At 74.4% G+C, this 19,308-nt stretch carries 19 protein-coding genes; 5 read left to right on the top strand and 14 right to left on the bottom strand.

Annotated elements, in window-relative coordinates; genetic code table 11:
* Window positions 1–6 precede the first annotated feature (6 nt).
* Both POD19_RS05720 and POD19_RS05715 read right to left on the bottom strand, forming a co-directional pair.
* Window positions 7–624 carry a TlpA family protein disulfide reductase gene (locus tag POD19_RS05720; protein WP_073116736.1) on the bottom strand — a complete coding sequence of 206 codons (618 nt, stop codon included), beginning with the start codon at window positions 622–624 and terminating at the stop codon, window positions 7–9.
* A gap of 128 nt (window positions 625–752) precedes the next feature.
* Window positions 753–1,427: a histidine phosphatase family protein gene (locus POD19_RS05715; protein WP_073116735.1), complete on the bottom strand. Its 675-nt coding sequence runs from the start codon at window positions 1,425–1,427 to the stop codon at window positions 753–755.
* 125 nt (window positions 1,428–1,552) lie between these two features.
* Here POD19_RS05715 and POD19_RS05710 point away from each other — a divergent pair, with 125 nt between their 5' ends.
* Window positions 1,553–2,293, top strand: coding sequence for a hypothetical protein (locus tag POD19_RS05710; protein ID WP_060775648.1), 741 nt, complete (start codon window positions 1,553–1,555; stop codon window positions 2,291–2,293).
* 6 nt (window positions 2,294–2,299) lie between these two features.
* On the opposite strand, the gene POD19_RS05705 is transcribed toward POD19_RS05710, so the two are convergent.
* The 3 genes from POD19_RS05705 to POD19_RS05695 all read right to left on the bottom strand — a co-directional run bounded on the left by POD19_RS05705 (window position 2,300) and on the right by POD19_RS05695 (window position 4,180).
* The gene (locus POD19_RS05705; RefSeq protein WP_060775647.1) at window positions 2,300–2,569 is read right to left on the bottom strand and encodes a glutaredoxin family protein; all 270 of its coding nucleotides are present in this window, start codon (window positions 2,567–2,569) and stop codon (window positions 2,300–2,302) included.
* Window positions 2,570–2,664: 95 nt separating this feature from the next.
* Window positions 2,665–2,763 (bottom strand): 30S ribosomal protein bS22, encoded by a 99-nt coding sequence (locus tag POD19_RS05700; RefSeq protein ID WP_005504750.1) that lies wholly within the window; start codon window positions 2,761–2,763, stop codon window positions 2,665–2,667.
* A gap of 163 nt (window positions 2,764–2,926) precedes the next feature.
* Window positions 2,927–4,180 (bottom strand): acetoin utilization protein AcuC, encoded by a 1,254-nt coding sequence (locus tag POD19_RS05695; protein ID WP_073116734.1) that lies wholly within the window; start codon window positions 4,178–4,180, stop codon window positions 2,927–2,929.
* A 253-nt stretch (window positions 4,181–4,433) separates the two neighbouring features.
* On the opposite strand from POD19_RS05695, the gene POD19_RS05690 reads away from it, so the two are divergent.
* Together POD19_RS05690 and POD19_RS05685 are read left to right on the top strand one after the other, a co-directional pair.
* The gene (locus POD19_RS05690; protein WP_340309367.1) at window positions 4,434–5,792 is read left to right on the top strand and encodes a TrkH family potassium uptake protein; all 1,359 of its coding nucleotides are present in this window, start codon (window positions 4,434–4,436) and stop codon (window positions 5,790–5,792) included.
* A complete protein-coding gene (locus tag POD19_RS05685; RefSeq protein ID WP_178329098.1) occupies window positions 5,785–6,462 on the top strand; it encodes a potassium channel family protein in 678 nt (225 codons plus the stop codon). The genes POD19_RS05690 and POD19_RS05685 overlap by 8 nt, the downstream gene beginning before the upstream one ends.
* A gap of 15 nt (window positions 6,463–6,477) precedes the next feature.
* Here the strand turns inward: POD19_RS05685 and proC are convergent, their stop codons facing one another.
* From proC to trhO, 6 genes are all read right to left on the bottom strand, one after another.
* On the bottom strand, window positions 6,478–7,308 hold the full coding sequence (gene proC / locus POD19_RS05680; RefSeq protein ID WP_073116732.1) for a pyrroline-5-carboxylate reductase: 831 nt from the start codon (window positions 7,306–7,308) through the stop codon (window positions 6,478–6,480).
* Window positions 7,305–8,192 (bottom strand): sugar phosphate isomerase/epimerase family protein, encoded by an 888-nt coding sequence (locus POD19_RS05675; RefSeq protein ID WP_101967391.1) that lies wholly within the window; start codon window positions 8,190–8,192, stop codon window positions 7,305–7,307. The genes proC and POD19_RS05675 overlap by 4 nt, the downstream gene beginning before the upstream one ends.
* A 2-nt stretch (window positions 8,193–8,194) precedes the next feature.
* Window positions 8,195–9,217 (bottom strand): Ppx/GppA phosphatase family protein, encoded by a 1,023-nt coding sequence (locus POD19_RS05670; RefSeq protein WP_036341216.1) that lies wholly within the window; start codon window positions 9,215–9,217, stop codon window positions 8,195–8,197.
* Between the two features lie 5 nt (window positions 9,218–9,222).
* Entirely contained in the window at window positions 9,223–12,057 is a 2,835-nt protein-coding gene (topA, locus tag POD19_RS05665; protein WP_061867164.1) for a type I DNA topoisomerase, read from the bottom strand.
* A 142-nt stretch (window positions 12,058–12,199) separates the two neighbouring features.
* Window positions 12,200–13,816 (bottom strand): DUF7059 domain-containing protein, encoded by a 1,617-nt coding sequence (locus POD19_RS05660; protein WP_340309366.1) that lies wholly within the window; start codon window positions 13,814–13,816, stop codon window positions 12,200–12,202.
* Window positions 13,817–13,871: 55 nt separating this feature from the next.
* Window positions 13,872–14,801: an oxygen-dependent tRNA uridine(34) hydroxylase TrhO gene (gene trhO / locus POD19_RS05655; protein WP_101967388.1), complete on the bottom strand. Its 930-nt coding sequence runs from the start codon at window positions 14,799–14,801 to the stop codon at window positions 13,872–13,874.
* 93 nt (window positions 14,802–14,894) lie between these two features.
* Between trhO and POD19_RS05650 the strand changes: the two genes are divergently transcribed.
* Window positions 14,895–15,668, top strand: coding sequence for a GNAT family N-acetyltransferase (locus tag POD19_RS05650; RefSeq protein ID WP_101967387.1), 774 nt, complete (start codon window positions 14,895–14,897; stop codon window positions 15,666–15,668).
* Window positions 15,665–18,265 carry a DEAD/DEAH box helicase gene (locus POD19_RS05645; RefSeq protein WP_144820117.1) on the top strand — a complete coding sequence of 867 codons (2,601 nt, stop codon included), beginning with the start codon at window positions 15,665–15,667 and terminating at the stop codon, window positions 18,263–18,265. Before POD19_RS05650 ends, POD19_RS05645 begins: the two co-directional genes overlap by 4 nt.
* Here POD19_RS05645 and POD19_RS05640 read toward each other — a convergent pair.
* The 3 genes from POD19_RS05640 to POD19_RS05630 are packed head-to-tail and all read right to left on the bottom strand — an operon-like array spanning window position 18,181 to window position 19,161.
* Complete coding sequence (locus POD19_RS05640) at window positions 18,181–18,624, bottom strand: Rv3654c family TadE-like protein (protein WP_044658883.1); 444 nt, start codon at window positions 18,622–18,624, stop codon at window positions 18,181–18,183. The two genes, POD19_RS05645 and POD19_RS05640, sit on opposite strands and share 85 nt — an antisense overlap.
* Window positions 18,621–19,073, bottom strand: coding sequence for a TadE family type IV pilus minor pilin (locus POD19_RS05635; RefSeq protein ID WP_044658882.1), 453 nt, complete (start codon window positions 19,071–19,073; stop codon window positions 18,621–18,623). The genes POD19_RS05640 and POD19_RS05635 overlap by 4 nt, the downstream gene beginning before the upstream one ends.
* Complete coding sequence (locus POD19_RS05630; protein ID WP_250161707.1) at window positions 19,066–19,161, bottom strand: DUF4244 domain-containing protein; 96 nt, start codon at window positions 19,159–19,161, stop codon at window positions 19,066–19,068. Before POD19_RS05630 ends, POD19_RS05635 begins: the two co-directional genes overlap by 8 nt.
* Window positions 19,162–19,308: the final 147 nt, after the last annotated feature.

Genomic DNA, 19,308 nt, shown 5'->3' with positions numbered 1-19,308 from the left:
GCCGGGTCAGGCCGCGGCCTCGTCCACCACGGTGGTGAGCAGGGCGCGCAGGGTGGACTCCTCCACGGCGCCGAGCACGCGGGCGGCCACGCGGCCCTCGACGTCCAGGACGAGGGTGGAGGGCACGGCCTGCGGGGGCACGTAGTCGGTCATGTTCAGGAGCACGTCCCCGCGGGCGTCCTCGATGGACGGGTAGGGGATCTCGAAGGTGCGCTCGAAGGCCTGCGCGGTGGTGACGGTGTCCCGGACGTTCACGCCGAGGAACCGCACCCCCTGCGGGGCGAACTGCTCGTGCAGGGAGACGAGGTGGGGGGCCTCGACGCGGCACGGCGCGCAGGCGGCGTACCAGAAGTTCAGCAGGGCGGGGGTGCCGCGCAGGCTCGCGCCGGTCACGGGGGTGCCGTCGAAGAGCTCGGCGGCGAACTCCACGGGGGCGCCGCGCTCGGCGGGGGCGATCTCCAGGACGGAGCCGTCGCCGGCGATGTAGTTCTTGCCGTCCGCGTTCCCGGCCTGCTGCGTCAGCGAGTCGTCACCGCCCGAGCAGGCCGCGAGCGCCGGCGCCAGGCTGGCGAGGGCGAGGCCGGTCAGCAGGGTGCGGCGGGACGGACGGGGCGGGGTGTGCATGGCGTGACTGCCCTCCAGGGGATGCGCGGCGCTGGATTCCGGGGACCTTGGAAGTCTACTGTCCGCCCCGCATTCTGACTGAACCCTGGACGTCACACCCGCGGCCCGTGGGAGGGGCGGGGTCCGGCTCAGGCCCCGGGCAGGGAGGAGGCGTCCTTGAGCAGGGCCTGGTTGGGCTCGTGGTACTCGACGCGCGGCACCGTCCGCCCCTCGTCGAACACGAGCGAGGTCACGGAGGTCAGTGAGCACTCGCGGCGGCGCGGGTCATGCCACAGCGGACGGCCCTCGACGGCCAGGCGCGTCACCCAGATCGGCAGCTGGTGGGAGACGAGCACCGCCTCGGCGCCGGGTCCATCGGCCGCCACAGCATCGGCCCGGATCCGATCCACGACGGCGAGCATGCGCGCCGCCTGCGCGCGGTAGGGCTCACCCCAGGACGGGCGCAGGGGGTTGCGCAGCTTGGGCCACAGCCGTGGGTTCCGCTTGAGCGATGCGGCCACCTGGGACATGCCCTCGAAGGCGTTCTCCGCCTCGATCAGCTCCGGCTCGGTGACCAGCGGCAGGTCGAACGCGGCCGCGATCGGCGCGGCGGTCTGCTGCGCGCGGGTCAGCGGGGAGGCGGCGACGACGGCGGGTGCCCGGCCGGTCTGCACGGCGCGCTCCGCGAACCACGCGGCCGCGCCGCGGGCCATCTCATGGCCGAGCTCGGAGAGCCCGAACTCCGGCAGGCGGCCGTAGAGGACACGATCGGGGTTGTGGACTTCTCCGTGGCGGACCAGGTGGACGGTGGCGAGCGTCTGCATGGGGCCAGTCTGGCAGAGGCGGACCGGTGGCCCCGGCGGTAGCGTGGGGCACAGCTCGGCGCGACCGCGCCGCCACCCCCGTCCGCACCGAGACGCCGCGAGCGTCGGCGTCGCTAGGAGGCCCCATGTCCGGCACCTCGCCCACCGATCCCCACGGCAGCCAGAACCCGTACGGCACCGACCCCTACGGCGCCGCCCCGCAGGGGCCGACCCCGGGCTCCTCCGACCCGGCGGGCGCGAGCCCGTACGGCCAGGACCCCTACGGCGCACCGCCGGCGGCTCCGTACGGCGCCCCGGGCCAGGCGGGGATGCCCCAGGCCCCCTCTCCCCACGGCCCCGCCGGCTGGCAGTCTCCCGGCCCGGTCGAGCTGCCCCCGCGGCCGCGCTCCCTGACGGCCGCGTTCTGGCTGATCGTCTCGGGCGGCCTCCTGCTGCTGGCGACGACCCTGCTGGCGGCCTTCGCCATCACCCAGCCGGAGGGCCAGGCCGCGATCCAGCAGGAGCTGGACCGGTCCGTCGAACAGATGAATCTGCCCGCCGACCAGGCGGAGCAGATGCGCACCATGATGGACGGGATGCTCCCGGCCCTCGCCACGACGGCGGCCGTGTTCGGCGTGCTCGCGTTCCTCGTCTACCTGTGGGTGGCGTTCGCGATCCGCGGCGGCTCGCGCGCCGCGCGCATCGTCGGAACGGTGCTGGCGTCCCTGTCCGTGCTGGTGCTGGTCTCCAACGCCGTGATGGGGGCGTTCAGCCCGCTGGACCTCGTGTGGGTGGGCCTCGGCGTCGCCGGCATCGTGCTCGCCTACCGCCCGGACGCCACGGAGTACATGCGGCTGAAGGCCTGGCAGCGCTTCGCGCGCCGCTGAGCCCGCTCAGGCCCGCGGGGCGTCCAGGAGCCGGCCCAGACGGGCCGGGTCCACACGCCAGAAGTCGCGCTGGACGCCGTCGACGAACAGCACGGGCACCTCGTCCGCGAACCGCTCGAGCAGGGCCGGGTGCGCGGCGCCGTCGACGGCCTCCCAGGCCTCGCCCCGCGCGTCGCACACCTGCACCACCGTGGCCTCGGCCTCGGCGCACAGGTGACAGCCGGGCTTCACGAGCAGCTGGACGCGGGCGGTGGCGGCAGGCAGGTCGGCGGTCATGGCCCCACTCTACGGATCGCCGTCCACGACGAAGCCGCCGTCCCCCCGGAAGGGGACGGCGGCTTCGTCTCGTCAGCGCCCGGAGGGCGCGGGCATCACTTCTTGTTGCGACGCTGGTGACGGGTCTTGCGAAGCAGCTTGCGGTGCTTCTTCTTCGACATGCGCTTGCGGCGCTTCTTGATCACAGATCCCATGGGGACTCCTTGAATCGGGGCGAGGGTCGGCGGTCGTGGGACCGCAGGCATCCGGGGCGCCGGACACGCCGACCCGCATTCCACCGGATGTGGAACGCCTGGAAACGTTCTCGGCCACAATACCGGCCGCACGGGCCCCGGTCGAACCGGGACGGGGACCGGCTCAGTCGAACCAGGGGTCGAGCCCGTGCAGCGGGAACACCTCGCGGCGCGTGGCCATGATCGACTGGTCCACCGGGTCGGCCGGGTCGTAGCCCACCTCCCACGAGCGCCACCACACGTCCGCGTCCTCGCCCATCACGGTGGGGATCCGCTCGGCGTCGTCCCCCTCGTGCACGGACATGTCCCCGGTCAGCTCGTCCGCGGTGAGGGCCCGGACGTGCTCGATCCAGGCGGCGGGGATCTCGCTCCTCACGGGGATCGGGGTCTGCAGGACGGCGGCGGTCAGGTGGGCCCACGCGCGCGGCACCACCCGCAGCGGGTTGTAGCCGCCGCCCCCGGTGGCCAGCCACCGGCCGTGCGCGAACCGGTCGGCCCAGTCGCCGACGTCGAACGCGAGCTGGCGCTGGCCGTCCACGCTCAGCCGCAGGTCGGCGAGCGGGTCCGTGCGGTGACCGTCGCAGCCGTGCTGGCTGACCAGCACGTCCGGGGCGAACGCCTCCAGCAGGGGCGGGACCACGGCGTGGGCGGCGCGCAGGAAGCCGGCGTCGCCGGTGCGCGGGGGCAGCGCGACGTTCACCGCCGTGCCCTGGGCGGCCGAGCCGCCGATCTCGTTGGCGAAGCCCGTGCCCGGGAACAGGCTGATGCCCGTCTCGTGCAGGGAGATGGTGAGCACGCGGGGGTCGTCGTAGAAGATCGACTGCGTGCCGTCGCCGTGGTGCGCGTCCACGTCGACGTAGGCCACGCGCTCCGCGCCGAGGTCCAGCAGGCGCTGGATGGCCACGGCGCAGTCGTTGTAGATGCAGAACCCGGACGCCGAGGACCGGGCGGCATGGTGCATGCCACCGGCGAAGTTCACGGCGCGGTCCACCTCGCCGGACCAGATCGCCTCCGCGGCGACGAGGGAGCCGCCCGCGATCCGGGCGGCGGACTCGTGCAGGTCCGGGAACACGGGACAGTCCTCGGTGCCCAGGCCGAAGCGGCCGTCCTCGGCCGACGACGTCGCCGCGGCCCGGCGCACGGCGGCGACATACTCGGGGTCGTGGACGAGGGCGAGCTGCTCGTCCGTGGCCACGGGCGGCTCCATGATCCGCACGTGGGGGGCGTCCAGCAGGCCGAACGCCTCCACGAGCCGGTGCGTGAGGTCCAGCCGCAGGGGCGCCATCGGGTGCTCCGCGCTGAACCGGTAGCGGAGCAGGCTGGAGTCCCACACCACAGCGGCGGGGGTGGGAGCGGGAGGGGTGGACGTGGTGCTCATCACGGTCCAGCCTAGGGCTCCGGGCGACACGGTGGCGACGATCGCCTCGGATGTCCTGCCCGCGTGACGCGCGGGCCACGGGGCGCGCGATACTGGGAGCCGGTCCGTTCCCCGTCCCCCCGCGCAGGAGGTGCCCCGTGGCAGGTCTCCGTCCGACTCCGCGCGCCCGCCGCCACGGCGGCGTGCGCCGGCCCGGCGGCCTCCCCGGCCCGGCCAGGCCTCCACGCTGGAGTCCTCGACCGACCTGCGCACGGTGCTGCGGCGCTCGGGCCGCGCCGTCAGCTCGGTGGTGGGCGGCTCCCCGGCCCGCGCCGCCCTCTCCGCCTTCGCCCTCATGGCCCTGGTGTTCACCGGGCTCCTCGCCCTGCCGTGGGCCGCGGCGGACGGCCACGCCACCCCCCTGCACGACGCCATGTTCACCGCGGTCTCCGCCTTCTCCGTGACCGGTCTGACCACCGTCAACACGGCCGTGCACTGGTCCCCCGCGGGCCAGGTGATCATCCTCGTGGCCATCCAGATCGGCGGCCTGGGCATCCTCTCGATGGCCTCGCTGCTCACGCTGGCCGTCTCCCGGCATCTGGGTCTGAGGTCGAAGCTGGCGACGCAGCAGGCGGGCATGACCTCCGGGAATCTCGGCGAGGTCGGCCGGCTGCTGCGCGTCGTCGTCGTGACGGTGCTGACCGCCGAGGCCGCGCTGGCGTTCTTCCTCGTGCCGCGGTTCGCGGCCATCTCCGGCTCGTGGCTCACCGGCCTGTGGCACGGGGTCTTCTACTCGGTCAGCGCCTTCAACAACGCCGGGTTCACCCTCCACGTGGACGGCCTGCCGGAGATCATGCACGACCCGGTGATCATCACGGTGCTCGGCGTCGGCGTGTTCCTGGGTGCGCTCGGCTTCCCCGTGGTCATGGTGCTGCTGGAGAAGGGGTGGCGATTCCGGGAGTGGAACCTGCACACCAAGCTCACGGTCGAGGTGACGCTGGCCCTGCTGGTGCTCGGCGCCGTCGCCCTCTTCTTCTTCGAGGCGGGCAACCCGGCGACCCAGGCCGGCATGGGCTTCTGGCAGCGGGTCGGGCACTCCCTGTTCGGCTCCATGATGACCCGCTCCGGAGGCTTCGCGATCGACGACACGAACGCGCACCAGCCCGAGTCCCTGCTGCTCATGGACGCGCTGATGTTCGTGGGCGGTGGGTCCGCCTCCACCGCGGGCGGCATCAAGGTGACCACGCTGGCGATCATGTTCCTCGCGATCGTGGCGGAGGCGCGCGGCGACCGCGAGGTGACGGCGCACGGCCGCACGATCGCCCCCGAGTCCCTGCGCGTGGCCATCGCGGTGCTCGCACTCGGGGCCACCCTCGTGCTCGTGGCCACTCTGGCGCTGGTGCACATCACCGACGAGTCCCTCCAGCGGCCCCTGTTCGAGGTGATCTCCGCGTTCGGCACGTGCGGGCTCTCCGTGGGCGTCTCCGCGGAGAGCCCACCGGCCGGCAAGTACGTCCTGACGGCCATGATGTTCGCGGGCCGCGTTGGTACGATCACGTTCGCCGCCGCCCTGGCCCTGCGCCAGCGGCGCGTGCTCTACCGCTACCCCGTCGAGAGGCCGGTCATTGGCTGACACCCCGCAGCGCACCGATCCCAACGCCCCCGTGCTCGTCGTGGGGCTGGGCCGCTTCGGCGCCGCCACGGCCGAGGAGCTCGTCGCACAGGGCCGCGAGGTGCTCGCCGTCGAGCGGGACCCCGTCCTCGTGCAGCGCTTCGCCCCCTCGCTCACCCACGTGGTGGAGGCGGACGCCACCGACCCCGAGGCCCTGCGCCAGCTCGGCGCGCAGGACTTCTCGACGGCGGTGGTCGGCGTGGGCACCTCCATCGAGGCATCGGTGCTGATCACCGTGAACCTCGTGGACCTGGAGATCCCCCACATCTGGGTGAAGGCGATCAGCGAGGCGCACGGCACGATCCTCAAGCGGATCGGGGCGAACCACGTGATCTTCCCCGAGCACGACGCCGGCGTGCGGGCCGCCCACCTCGTGAACGGGCGCATGCTCGACTTCATCGAGTTCGACGACGACTTCGCGATCGTGAAGATGTACCCGCCGGCCGAGTGCGTGGGCTTCACGCTCGGCGAGTCCCACGTGCGCTCCAAGTACGGCGTGACCGTGGTGGGCGTGAAGACTCCGGGCGAGGACTTCACCTACGCCCAGCCGGACACCCGGGTGGGCCCGCGCGACACCCTCATCGTCTCGGGTCACACGGACCTCATCGACCGGTTCGCGGCCCGGCCCTGAGGCACGCCGGAACCGTCAGGCCCCGAACTCCTCGGCCATCTCCTTGTCGCGCTGCGCGGCCGCGTCCATGGCACGGTTCACGAGGTCGCCCATGCCCCCGTCCAGGAACGCCTCCACGGCCTTCTCGGTGGTGCCGTTCGGGCTCATCACGGCCTTGCGCAGAGCCTCGGCCCTGGCCCCCTCCTGCTGGAGCATGATGCCGGCGCCCTTGACGGTGGCCGCGGCCATGGCCTCGGCGGCGGCGGCGTCCAGTCCCATCTCCGCACCGTGGGCGGCGATCAGCTCGGCCAGCAGGAACACGTAGGCCGGGGCGGAGCCGGCGGTGGCCACCACGGCGGAGAGCTGCTCCTCGGCCACCGGCACCACCAGGCCGGAGCCCTCGAAGAGGGCGCGCACGGCGGTGGTCTGCTCCTCGGTGACGCCCGGCCCGGGGGCCATGCCGACGACGCCGGAGCCCACCGTCAGGGGCGTGTTCGGCATGGTCCGCACGATCGGCTGCCCCGCCGGCAGCACGGCGGCCATGGTGGCGGAGGTGACGCCGGCTGCCACGGACACCACCACGGTCTCGGGGCGCAGCGACGGCGCCAGGTCCGTGAGGGTGGCGACCATGTCCTTCGGCTTCACGCCCACCAGGACGATGTCCGCCTCGGCGACCGCGGCATGGTTGGCGCGTTCGTCCCGCTCCCGGGAGGTCACGGTGACGCCGTGCTGCGCGGCGGCCCGCTCGGCGGAGGCGGTGGAGCGGGTGGTGGCGGTGACGTCCTCGGCGCGCACGGCGCCGGCGTCGAGGGCCCCGGCCAGGATGGCCCCGGTCATGGTGCCCAGGCCCAGGATGGTCAGCTTCATGGTCGGTCCGTCTCCTTCGTGGTCGGGCGCGGAACGCCGTCGTCGTCGTGGTGGTCGGTGCCACCGGCGGCCAGGTGCTCGCGCGCGAAGGCGAGCGAGGCGGCGAGCTTCTCCTCGCGCTGGCCCGCGTACTCCACGCCGCGGGTGCCCACCTCCACGCACACCGTGCCGGCCAGGCCCGCGGTCGCCAGGTGGCGCAGGGTCTCGGCCACGCGCTGCGTGCCCTCGCCGGGGGCCAGGTGGTCGTCCTTGCCGGAGTCGTTGCCGTCGGTGAGGTGGACGTGCCGCAGCCGCGGGCCGAGCTCGCGGACGGCCGCCAGGGAGTCCGCCCGCGCGATGGCCGCGTGGGAGAAGTCCCAGCAGATGTGCTCGTACGGCTCGGGCAGCGGGTTCCAGTGCGGCAGGTACATCTTGGCCTCGCGGCCGTAGGCCCGCCACGGGTACATGTTCTCCACGGCGATCACGACGCCGGTCTCCGCCATGAGCTCGTGGATGCCCTCGGCGAAGCGCACCGCGTACGTGCCCTGCCAGCGGAAGGGCGGATGGGCCACCACGGTGGCCGCGCCCACGGCCTGCGCCAGCTCCACGGAGCGGCGGATCTTGGACCACGCGGAGCCCCAGACCTGCTGCGTGAACAGCAGGGTGGGCGCGTGGATGGAGTCGATGGGCATCCCGTGCCGCTCGGACAGCCGCGTCAGCCGCCGCGCGTCCTGGCTCCACGCGTTGTGCGTGACCATGACCTCCACGCCGTCGTAGCCGAGGTCCTCGGCGGTGGCGAACACGTCCTGGGTGCCCAGGGGGAACACGGACGAGGAGGACAGGGTCACGGGGATGTCCGCTCCGAAGCGCGCCGCGGGGGCCAGGTGCGCGGTGGAGTCCGGCATGGTCAGCGCACCCCCAGGCTCAGTCCCGGCAGGAGGGTGTCCGGGTTGAGGTTCACGTGGCCGACGCCGGGCCGGCCGTCCCGGGTGAGGTGGCCCTCGAGCATGAGCGCGTCGAGGCGGTTGAGGATCAGGCCCTCGCGCAGCGCCCACGGGCAGATCTCGAGCTGGGCGATGCCGAACGTGCGCATGGCCGTCAGCGCGACGATCGCCCCCGCGAACACCTGGTGCGCGCGCACGTCCGAGACGCCGGGCAGCTCCGCCCGCTCCGCGACGGTCATCGCCGCGAGGCGGTTCACCCACAGGTGCAGGTCGTCCGCGCGCAGGTGCCGCTTCACGAAGGGGCCCGCCGCCGACGGCGCCGCCCCGGTGATCCGGGCGAGGGAGCGGAACGTCTTCGAGGTGGCGGTGACCACCACGGGCGACTCGATGCGCGGGAAGGCCGTATACGCCTCCTCGAGTCGCTTCTCCACGTGCTTGCGGAGCTTCTTCACCGCCTTGGGGCTGGGCGGGTCCTCGAGCACCCAGTCGCGGGTGAGGCGGCCGGCGCCCAGCGGCAGGGACAGGGCGTGCGAGGGCAGCTCGTCCTGGCCGTAGGCGATCTCGAAGGAGCCGCCGCCGATGTCGAAGTTCAGGATGGAGCCGGCGCCCCAGCCCTGCCAGCGGCGCACGGCGAAGTACGTCATGGCCGACTCCTGGTCCCCCGTGAGCTCGGAGAGGTGCACACCGGTCTCGGCCTGCACGCGGGCCAGCACGGCGGCGCCGTTCGCGGACTCGCGGATCGCCGAGGTGCAGAACGAGATCATGTCCTCCGCCCGATGCTCCTCCGCGAACGCGGCGGCCTCACGGACGAAGTCCACGAGCTCCCGCTGTCCCTCCTCCGTGATCGCCCCGTCGGCGTCCTGGTAGCGGATCAGCGGAAGGGAGCGCTTGTGCTCCGCGTAGGCGACGGGGCGGGCCCCCGGGTGGGCGTCCACGAGCAGCAGGTGGACGGTGTTGGACCCGATGTCCAGGACGCCGAGGCGCATGGCGCTCAGGCCTTCTTCCGCGCGGTGGTCTTCTTGGCCGGGGCCTTGCGGGCCGCCGGCTTCTTGGCACCGCCGCGGGTGGCCGGGCCCTTGGCACGCTTGTCCGCGAGCAGCTGGTAGGCCTCCTCCGCCGTGAGCTCCTCGGGCTGACGGCCGCGCGGGACGGTGATGTTGGTGACCCCGTCCGTGACGTACGGGCCGAAGCGGCCCTCCTTCACGGTGACCTTCTTGCCGGAGACCGGGTCCTCGCCGAACTCGGCCAGCGGCGGCTTGGCGGCCCCGCGGCCACGCTGCTTCGGCTGGGCGTAGATCTCGAGGGCCTGCTCCTGCGTGATGCTGAAGATCTGGTCCTCGGACTCGAGCGAGCGCGAGTCCGAGCCCTTCTTCAGGTAGGGCCCGAAGCGGCCGTTCTGGGCGGTGATGACCTCGCCCTCGGCGTCCGCGCCCACGACGCGCGGCAGGGACATCAGCTGCAGCGCCTGCTCGAGGGTCACGGTGTCCACGGACATGCTCGTGAAGAGGGAGCCGGTGCGGGGCTTCTCCTTGGCCGGCTTCTTCTTCGGCTTGGGCTTGCCGTTCTTGTAGTACTCGGTGGGCTGGGCGTCGAGCCAGGCCTGCAGCTCCTCCTCGGTCATCTCCGGGATGACCTCGGTGACGTAGGGCCCGTAGCGCCCGTCCCTGGCGACGACGGTCCGGCCCGTCTCCGGGTCCGTGCCGAGCTCGCGCTCGGAGGGCTGGGCGGTGGCGAACAGCTCCTCGGCCTTGGCCGGGGTGAGCTCGTCCGGGGCCAGGTCCTCGGGGACGTTGGCGCGCGGCGGGGTGGCGCCCGCCTCCGCGTCGGCCGGCAGCGACCGCTCCAGGTACGGGCCGTACTGGCCCACCCGCAGGGTGATGTCCTCGGTGATCGGCAGCGAGTTCACGGCTCGCGCGTCGATCTCGCCGAGGTTGTCCACCACGTGCTTGAGGCCCTCGACGCCCTTCTCCGTCTCCGCGGCGGGGGCCCCGAAGTAGAAGGTCTGCAGCCAGGCCTCGCGGCCGAGCTCGCCCGCGGCGATCCGGTCGAGGTCGTCCTCCATGCGGGCCGTGAAGTCGTAGTCCACGTACTTCGCGAAGTAGTCCTCGAGCAGTCCGATCACCGCGAACGCGGTCCACGACGGGACGAGCGCGGTGCCGCGCTTGGACACGTAACCGCGGTCCATGATCGTGGAGATCGTCGGGGCGTACGTGGAGGGCCGCCCGATCTCGCGGCGCTCCAGCTCGGCGACGATCGACGCCTCGGTGTAGCGGGCCGGCGGGGAGGTCTCGTGCCCGGTGGCCTCGATCGGGTCACCGGTGAGGCGCTCGCCCTGGGCCACCTGCGGCAGGCGGCGGTCCTTGGCCTCCGCGTTCTCGCCGTCGACCTCGGCGTCCCGGCCCTCCTCGTACGCGTCGAGGAAGCCCTTGAACGTGATGACGGTGCCCGAGGCGCTGAACTGCGCGAGGCGGCCGTCCTGCGCGGTGGCCGAGAGCCGCAGCGTGGCGGTGTAGCCCTTGGCATCGGCCATCTGCGAGGCCACGGTGCGCTTCCAGATCAGCTCGTACAGGCGGAACTCGTCCGGGCGCAGCTCGGCCTTGACCTGGGCCGGGGTCCGGAAGGAGTCCCCCGCGGGCCGGATGGCCTCGTGGGCCTCCTGCGCGGTCTCGTTGCGCTTGGCGTAGACGCGCGGCTGGGCCGGCACGGCGTCCGCCCCGTAGAGCTCGGTGGCCTGGCGCCGGGCGGCCTGCACGGCTTCCTGCGAGAGGTTCACCGAGTCCGTGCGCATGTACGTGATGTAGCCGTTCTCGTACAGGCGCTGGGCCACCTGCATGGAGACGCGGGAGCTCATGCGGAGCTTGCGGGCGGCCTCCTGTTGCAGCGTGGAGGTGGTGAAGGGGGCGGCCGGGCGGCGGGTGTACGGCTTGTCCTCCACCGAGTCGACCGTGAAGTCCGCCCCGCGCAGACCCTCGGCCAGCGAGCGGGCGCCGGCCTCGTCCAGGTGGGTCACCTTCTTGCCGGCGGAGGCCTTGAGCCGCCCGGCGTCGTCGAAGTCGCGGCCCGTGGCCACGCGCTCGCCGTCCACCGTGCTGAGGCGGGCCGTGAACGAGCTGCCCACGGCGTCCGCGGCCTGCGCGCCCTCGGCCACCGTGAAGGTGCCCTCCACGCCCCAGTAGTGGGCGGAGACGAAGGCCATGCGCTCCCGCTCGCGCTCGACGACGAGGCGGGTGGCCACCGACTGCACGCGGCCCGCCGAGAGCCCGCGGGAGACCTTGCGCCACAGCACCGGCGAGAGCTCGTAGCCGAACAGGCGGTCGAGGATGCGGCGCGTCTCCTGGGCGTCCACGAGGGCCGTGTCCAGCTCGCGGATGTTCTCCAGGCCTCGGCGCACGCCCTCCTGGGTGATCTCCCCGAAGGTCATCCGGTACACCGGCACCGTGGGCTTGAGGGTGTCCAGCAGGTGCCAGGCGATGGCCTCGCCCTCCCGGTCCGCATCCGTGGCGAGGTAGAGGGCCTCGGCGTCCTTGAGCTCGCGCTTGAGCTCCGCGACCTTCTTCTTCTTGTCCGGGTGCACCACGTAGTACGGGGTGAAGCCGTGCTCCGTGTCCACGGCGAACTTCCCGAACGGGCCCTTCTTCATGTCCGCCGGCAGGTCCGAGGGCTTGGGCAGGTCGCGGATGTGCCCCACGGAGGAGTCCACCACCCAGCCGGAGCCCACCGCGTTGAGGTACTTCGCGATGGACTTGCTCTTGGCCGGGGACTCCACGATGACCAGCTTCTTGCCCTCGGGCACGGGAGCGGTCACGGAAGCGGATGACGTGGACAAGGGGGTCCTCCTCGGACGGGGAAGGCGGTGGTTCCGGGCCGGTGCGCGGTGCACGCCGGCGTCGGGCGGACGTCCCCACATCGTAGGGGGCGCGGTGCCCACGATAACGCCCGGCGTCCCCGCGCCCGCCACCGCCCGATCGTCAGCCCTCCACCAGGAACCCGTCCTCGTACAGCTCCCGCAGCGCGGCCAGCAGGCCGGCCCGCCCGACGTCGTCCAGCTCCAGCAGCGCGGCGACCGCGCCCACCAGCTGCCCCACGGACAGCTCACCGTCGGAGGCGGACAGCACGCCCGCCGTCGCGGTGTCCAGGCGCGCCACGCGCCGGAACCCGGAGCCCTGCCGGGCCAGGATCACCTCGGGGTGCTCCGCCCCGAACCGCTGGTGGCGCTCCTCCGTGACGTCCGCGGCCACGCGCAGGTGCAGGCCGCGCAGCGCGGCCAGGGCCGGGTCCCCGACGGCGTCCCCCGCCCCGGCGCCGGCGGTGAGCCGGTCCCGGCGGGCGACGGCGGCGGCCCACGCGGTGCCGAGGGCCTCGTCCACGGCCTGGGTCAGCTCCTCGGCGACCACCCACCCCCGGCCCTGGGAGCCGTCCGCGGCGGGCCGACGCAGCCACACGTGGCCGAAGCCCACGCCCGCGACCCCGCGCGCGGCGAAGTCGTCCAGGTAGCCGCGGTAGGCGGCCTCATAGGCGGGCGGGTCGAGCTCGAGCGAGGAGTCCTGCAGCCATGTCTCCGCGTAGCCCGCGGGGTCCTGCCGGTCGCGCTGGAGGAACCAGGCCTGCATCCCCGGCGCCACCCACGAGCGCGGGCGCGCGTCCCACGGTGCGGTGTCGGCGTCGGCGGTGTCCCCCGCCGGGATCTCCCAGTTGGCGAGCAGCTGCGCGGTGCCGCCCTCGGCGAGCACGTCCGGCAGGGCCGCGATCAGCTCCGCGACGATCCGGTCGCCTTCGCGGCCGCCGTCGCGGTAGGTCAGCATGGGCGCGTCCGGGTCCGTGCGCGGGGTGATCACGAACGGCGGGTTCGAGACCACGAGGTCGAACCGCTCCCCCGTCACCGGCGCCAGCAGATCGCCGGCCGCCAGCCGGACCCGGTCCTCGAGCCGGTCCCGGTCGAGGCCGAGCACGTCCGCGTTGAGCAGCAGGTTGAACCGGGTGAATGCCAGGGCCCGCTCGGACAGGTCCGTGGCGGTGACATGGTCGGCGTGGGCGAGCAGGTGCAGGGTCTGGATCCCGCAGCCCACCCCCACGTCGAGGGCGCGGGCCACGGGACGGCGCTGCGTGGCGCCGGCGAGCGTGAGGGAGGCCCGGCCGACGCCGAGCACGTGCTCGGGAGGCAGCGGGCCGCGCCGCTGCAGGGCCGTCAGGTCCGAGGCGATCCACATCCGGCCCGGCTCGTCCGCCTCGTACGGCGAGAGGTCCACCGCGCCGCGCACGCGCCCGTCCGGCCCCTCGACGACGAGCCCGGCCGCCACGGCCCCGGCCAGGCCGAGGCGGGGCAGCGCGGCGTCGAGGTCGGCGGCGGGGACGGGGTCGCCGAGCAGCCAGGCCCCGACGGCGGCGGCGAGGCCCCGCGTGCCATACCGGTCGCCGGGGCCGGCTGCGTCGTCGGGCCGGCCGGGGCCCGCCAGGTGACCGGCGACGACGCGGCGGGCGGCCTCGGCGTGCTCGCGGTCCAGGGCGAGCGTGGCCACGGGTCCGAGCAGCCCCTCGACGGCGGCGGTGGTGAACGGCAGGGCCGCCAGATCCGCGGCGAGGGCCACGGCCGTGGCCGGGGTCAGCCGCGGGGCGGGGGCGACGGGGGTGTCGGGACGGGACTCATGCCTCGGTCCTCTCAGCGGGGTGGGGGCGGTGGGCGCAGACAGGACAGCGGTGCTCGGGGTCGTCGGCGGCGCAGGCCGCACAGCGGACCTCGAGCGTGGTGCAGGCCGGGTCGGCGCAGTTGCGCAGCGCCGAGGTCGGTGCCTCGCACGCGACGCACCGGCCGATGGTCTCGGCGTCGGCGGTGAAGCGGGTGGACAGGCGCCGGTCGAACACGGCCAGCTCGCCCCGCCACAGTCCGGCGTCGCCACGGGCCTCGCCGTAGCGGACGATGCCGCCGTCGAGCTGGTAGACCTCGGCGAAGCCGCGGTCCTTGAGCAGGGCCGAGAGGACCTCGCAGCGCACGCCGCCCGTGCAGTAGGTGATCAGCGGCGCGTCCTTGAGGTGGTCCAGGGCCCCGGAGTCGACGGCGGCGAGCAGGTCGCGGGTGGTGTGCGCGTCCGGGACCACGGCCCCGTCGAAGCGGCCGATGGCCGCCTCGACCGTGTTGCGGCCGTCGAGGAAGCGCACGGGGTTGGCGGTGCCGGCGCGCTCGGCGACGAGCGCGTCCACCTGGGCGGGGGTGAGCCGCTCCCCCGTGCCGACGACGCCGCCCGCGTCCACGGTGACGCGCTCGGGGGCCCCGAACGCGACGAGCTCGGGCTTGAGCTTGACGGAGAGGCGGGGGAAGTCCGCCGCCGAGCCGTCCGACCACTTCACCTCGAGATCCCGGAACGCCGGATGCTCCCGCGTGCCGCGCACGTAGCGCTTGACCGCGTCGACCGGCCCGCCGACGGTCCCGTTGATCCCCTGCGGCGACACGATGATCCGGCCGGTCAGGCCGAGGGACGCGGCGAGCGTGCGCTGCCACAGCCGCACCGCCTCGGGGTCGGCGAGCGGGGTGAACCGGTAGTACAGCGCGATGCGGGAGAGGGCGGCGGTGCTCATCGAGGTCCAGGCTAGTGCGCGACCCCGGACGTGACGGCCGTGAGGGACGGGCGGGGCCTGGCCCGCACCGGCCTCACGCCTTACCCTTCAGACATGACTGAGCATCTGGATCCGGCACTGGTCGACATCTGGTTCGCGGCCTGGTCGCGATCGCGCGGCTACCGCGTCAGCCAGGAGGCGGGGCGACGCGCGGCCCTGCGCACCCCCCGCCCCGCCCACATGATCCCCGGCGGCTCCGGTCGCGCCACGGTGGATGTGCCGGCCACGTGGGAGCACGTGGTGGTGAACCCCTCCCGCGCGGAGCTGGAGGACCTGCGCGAGGCGGTGCGGGACCAGGAGCAGATCCTGCTCACCGTGTTCGGCGACGCCGGCGAGGACCCCAAGGCCATGGGTCTGAAGGCCCAGGCCGAGCCGGAGCGCTTCATGACCATGGACATGGACCCCGAGCTGCAGGACGTGGAGCCCCCGCTGCTGCCCGAGGGCTATGAGGCCCGCGTGGACCAGCCGATGGAGGGCAGTCGTCGCCTGCGCATCCTGGCCGTCGGCGCCTCGACCGCGCCGGAGGGCGAGGAGGAGCTCGCCGCCCTCGGCTGGGTCACCGAGGAGGACGGCACCGCCGTCTACGACCGGATCTGGACGTCCCCGAACCACCGTCGTCGCGGCCTCGGCTCCCTCGTGATGCGCTATCTCACCTCCGAGGTCATGAGCGAGGGTGAGATCAGCCGCGGCCTGCTCGTCGCCTCCCCGGACGGGCAGAAGCTGTACCGCCACCTGGCCTGGACCGACCTCGGCCCCGTGTCCATCTGGGGTCGCGGCCTGGCCGAGGACAACCCCACCGCCGAGCACACCGGCACCATGGGGGCGTGACCGGCCACCTCCCGGAGCACGATCCCTGGGCGGATCCCGCGGGCGGCTGGGGGCCGCCCGGCACGGCGGACGCCGCGCCGCCCGTCGACGACGCCGCCCCGGACTCCTCCGGACCGGAGCCGCAGCCCGTCGGTGAGATGGTGGCCGACGTCGTGGCCGGGCTGTCCGTCACGGCACCCGGCGACCTGCGCCCGGACATCCCGGCGGGGGCCGGACTCCGTGCGGCGCTGGGCCGGACCGGGCTGCCCGAGCAGATCCGCCACGTCACCGAGCTGCCCGCACGGCAGGCCCGGCACACGGACTGGCCCGCGGACGCTCCGGAGGGCCTGGTCGGGGCGTTCGCGGCGCGCGGCGTCGAGCGGCCGTGGCTGCACCAGGTGCGCGCCGCGGCCCTGGCCGGCGCGGGGACGCACACCGTGCTCGCCACGGGCACGGCGTCGGGCAAGTCGCTGGGCTACCAGCTGGCGGTCGGCACCCGGCTGGCCGCCGACCCCCGGGCCACCGCGCTCTACCTCGCCCCCACCAAGGCCCTCGCGGCGGACCAGCTGACCTCCTGGCGCGCCCTCGAGCGGGACGGCGCCCCGGGGCTGCGCGCGGCCCCCTACGACGGCGACACCGCACCGCAGGACCGGATCTGGGCCCGCGAGCACGCCACCGTGCTCATGACCAACCCGGACATGCTCCACGTGGGGATCCTGCCGCACCACGAGCGGTGGGCCGCGTTCTTCCGGAACCTCGCGTTCGTGGTGGTGGACGAGTCGCACACCTACCGGGGCGTCTTCGGCTCGCAGGTGGGCATCCTGCTGCGCCGGCTGCGGCGCATCGCCGCCCACTACCGCGGGGACCGTCCGGAGACCGTGTTCATCGGGGCGTCGGCGACGTCGGCGGATCCGGCCGGGCACTTCGCCCGACTGATCGGGGCGCCGGCCACGGCCGTCACCGAGGACGCGTCCCCGCACGGGGCGGTCACGGTGGCGTTCTGGGAGCCGGAGCTGACGGACCGTCGGGGCGAGAACGGCGCGCCCGTCCGCCGCTCGGCGATGGCCGCCGCCGCCGACCTGGTCACGGACCTGGCCCTGCAGCAGGTGCGCACGCTGGCGTTCATCCGCTCGCGGCGCGGGGCCGAGGCCATCGCCAGCGCGGCCAAGCGGCAGCTCGAGGAGGTCGAGCCGGGGCTCGGCACGCGGATCGCGGCCTACCGCTCGGGCTATCTGCCCGAGGAGCGGCGGGAGCTGGAGGCGGACCTGCGCTCGGGTCGGCTGCTGGGCATGGCCTCGACGCCGGCGCTGGAGATGGGCATCGACGTCGCGGGGCTGGACGCGGTGGTGGTGGCCGGCTGGCCGGGCACCCGCGCGTCGTTCTTCCAGCAGATCGGCCGCGCCGGGCGCGGCGGCCAGGACGCGCTCGCGTTCTTCGTGGCCTCGGACGACCCCCTGGACACGTTCGTGGTGGACCACCCGGAGGCCGTGTTCGACCTGGGCGTGGAGGACACCGTGGTGGACCCGGAGAACCCGCACCTGCTCGGCCCCCAGCTGTGCGCGGCCGCCGCGGAGCTGCCGATCACGCCCGAGGCGTTCGGCTGGTTCGGGGAGCCGGAGCGCGTGCGCGCCCTGCTGGACGTGCTGGTCGATCAGGGGCTGCTGCGCCGTCGGCCGGCCGGCTGGTTCTGGACGCACCCCGAGCACGCCGCCGGCATGGTCTCCCTGCGGGACGACGGCGGTGGCCCCATGGACATCATCGACGCCGAGTCCGGCGCCCTGCTGGGCACGATGGACTCGCCCCAGACCCATTACCAGGCGCATCCCGGCGCGGTGTACGTGCACCAGGACCGCACGTACCTCGTGGAGGAGCTGGACGAGGACGCGCACGCGGTGGTGGTCACGCGCGCCTGGCCGGACTTCACCACGCAGGCCCGGGACGTCACCGAGGTCGAGATCGTGGCGGTGCACCGCCGCCTGGACGCGCGGGAGGGCACCCTGCGCTGGTGCCTCGGGGATGTGCAGGTCCGCACCCAGGTGGTGTCCTTCCAGCGCAAGGCCCTGGCCTCCGGGGAGGTGCTCGGCGAGGAGCCCCTCGACCTGCCGGCGCGGGACCTGTTCACCTCGGCGGTGTGGTTCCAGGCGGCCTCGGACGAGCTCATCGCCGCGGGACTGACCACGGATCGCCTTCCCGGCGCCCTGCACGCGGCCGAGCACGCGATGATCGGCATGATGCCGCTCGTCGCCTCGAACGACCGCTGGGACATCGGAGGCGTCTCGATGGTCCTGCACCCGGACACCGGCTCCCCCGCCGTGTTCGTCTACGACGGCCGGCCCGGCGGGGCGGGCTTCGCCGAACGCGGCTTCGAGCAGGCGCGACGCTGGGTCGAGGCGACGGCGGGGGCCATCGCGGCCTGCGAGTGCGCGGAGGGCTGCCCGTCCTGCGTGCAGTCCCCCAAGTGCGGCAACCGCAACAGCCCACTGGACAAGGCCGGCGCGCTGACCGTCCTGCGGTTCCTGATGGACCACGCCGATCACCTCGTCCCGGCGGACGCCTCGACCGACGGCTCGGGCGGCGCCTCCTCCGGCGGGGCCACGGACGCGGCGCCCGGGGCCTGAGACCGCGGCGGGCCCGCGACGGCGTCGGCCGTGGCCGCCGGCAGCGGGGCGCGGGCGAGCTCGACCGCGACGCGCACGGTCCCGTCCTCGCGCACCTCGCACGCCACGACGGCGGCCCCGTTGCGTGCGGCGGTCCGCCCGGCCAGCGCGCACGGCTCATGGTCGGAGAGCCCGCGCCGGGCGTCGGAGGCGGCGAGCGCCGCCAGGTCGGCGGCCCCGGCCGCCCGGGCGCCGGTGACCGAGGCCTGCCCCAGCGCCGCGACCGCCAGCAGCAGCCCCGCCCCCAGGGCGGCCGTGCCCAGGACGGACACGGTGCCCGAGCCTCGTTCGCCCCGCGCGGGCGCCCTCCCGCGGGTCATGACCGGTCCTCCGGCGAAGCGGCGGGCGTTCCGGGCCGCTGGTCGGGGGCGGCGGCGTGCGCGGTGAGGGTGAGCACCTCGGCCCAGGCGAGCGGCCCGGGGCCGGGCTGGACGACCTCGACGGTCACCCACCCGCCCTCGACGGTGTGCGAGAGCGAGGCATCGTCGCCGGCCATGCGCGCCACCGCGTCCCGGGCCGCCGCCTCGTCGTCGCCCCGGGCGAGGATGCGGGCGGCCGACGCCGCCGCGTCCTGACCCCGCACCTGCTGCACCGCGGCGGCGCCGGCCAGCAGGACGGATACGAGCACGAATGCGATCACGGGCAGCAGCACCGCGTACTCGGCGGTGACGGCCCCGGTCTCGCCGCCCCGGAGCGCCCGGGGCCGCCCCGCCGTCCGGGCGCCCGGGCGGCGCGCGGACGGCGGGGCGGAGGCCGGGTGCTCAGTCACGCTGGAGCGCCCCGGTGACGAGGTCCACGAGCAGCGACTGCACGTCCGGGCTGGTGAGCACGACGGCCAGCACGCCCGCGAAGCCCACGGGCGGCGAGCGTGAGGATGCCGTACTCGGCCGTGATCGCGCCGGTCTCCTCGCCCGCGGCGTCGACGACGCGGGCGAGGCGGTCGCGGTCGCTGGGGCGGGTGACGGCGGGCTGGGCGGTGTGGGAGCGGTGGGTCATGGTGGTCC

Origin of the sequence: Micrococcus sp. GPGPB33 (assembly GCF_037853785.1) — a bacterium.
Classification (GTDB): Bacteria; Actinomycetota; Actinomycetes; order Actinomycetales; family Micrococcaceae; genus Micrococcus; species Micrococcus luteus.
The sequence above is the reverse complement of the archived record's forward strand: the minus strand, read 5'-3'. Positions and strand labels throughout refer to the sequence as shown.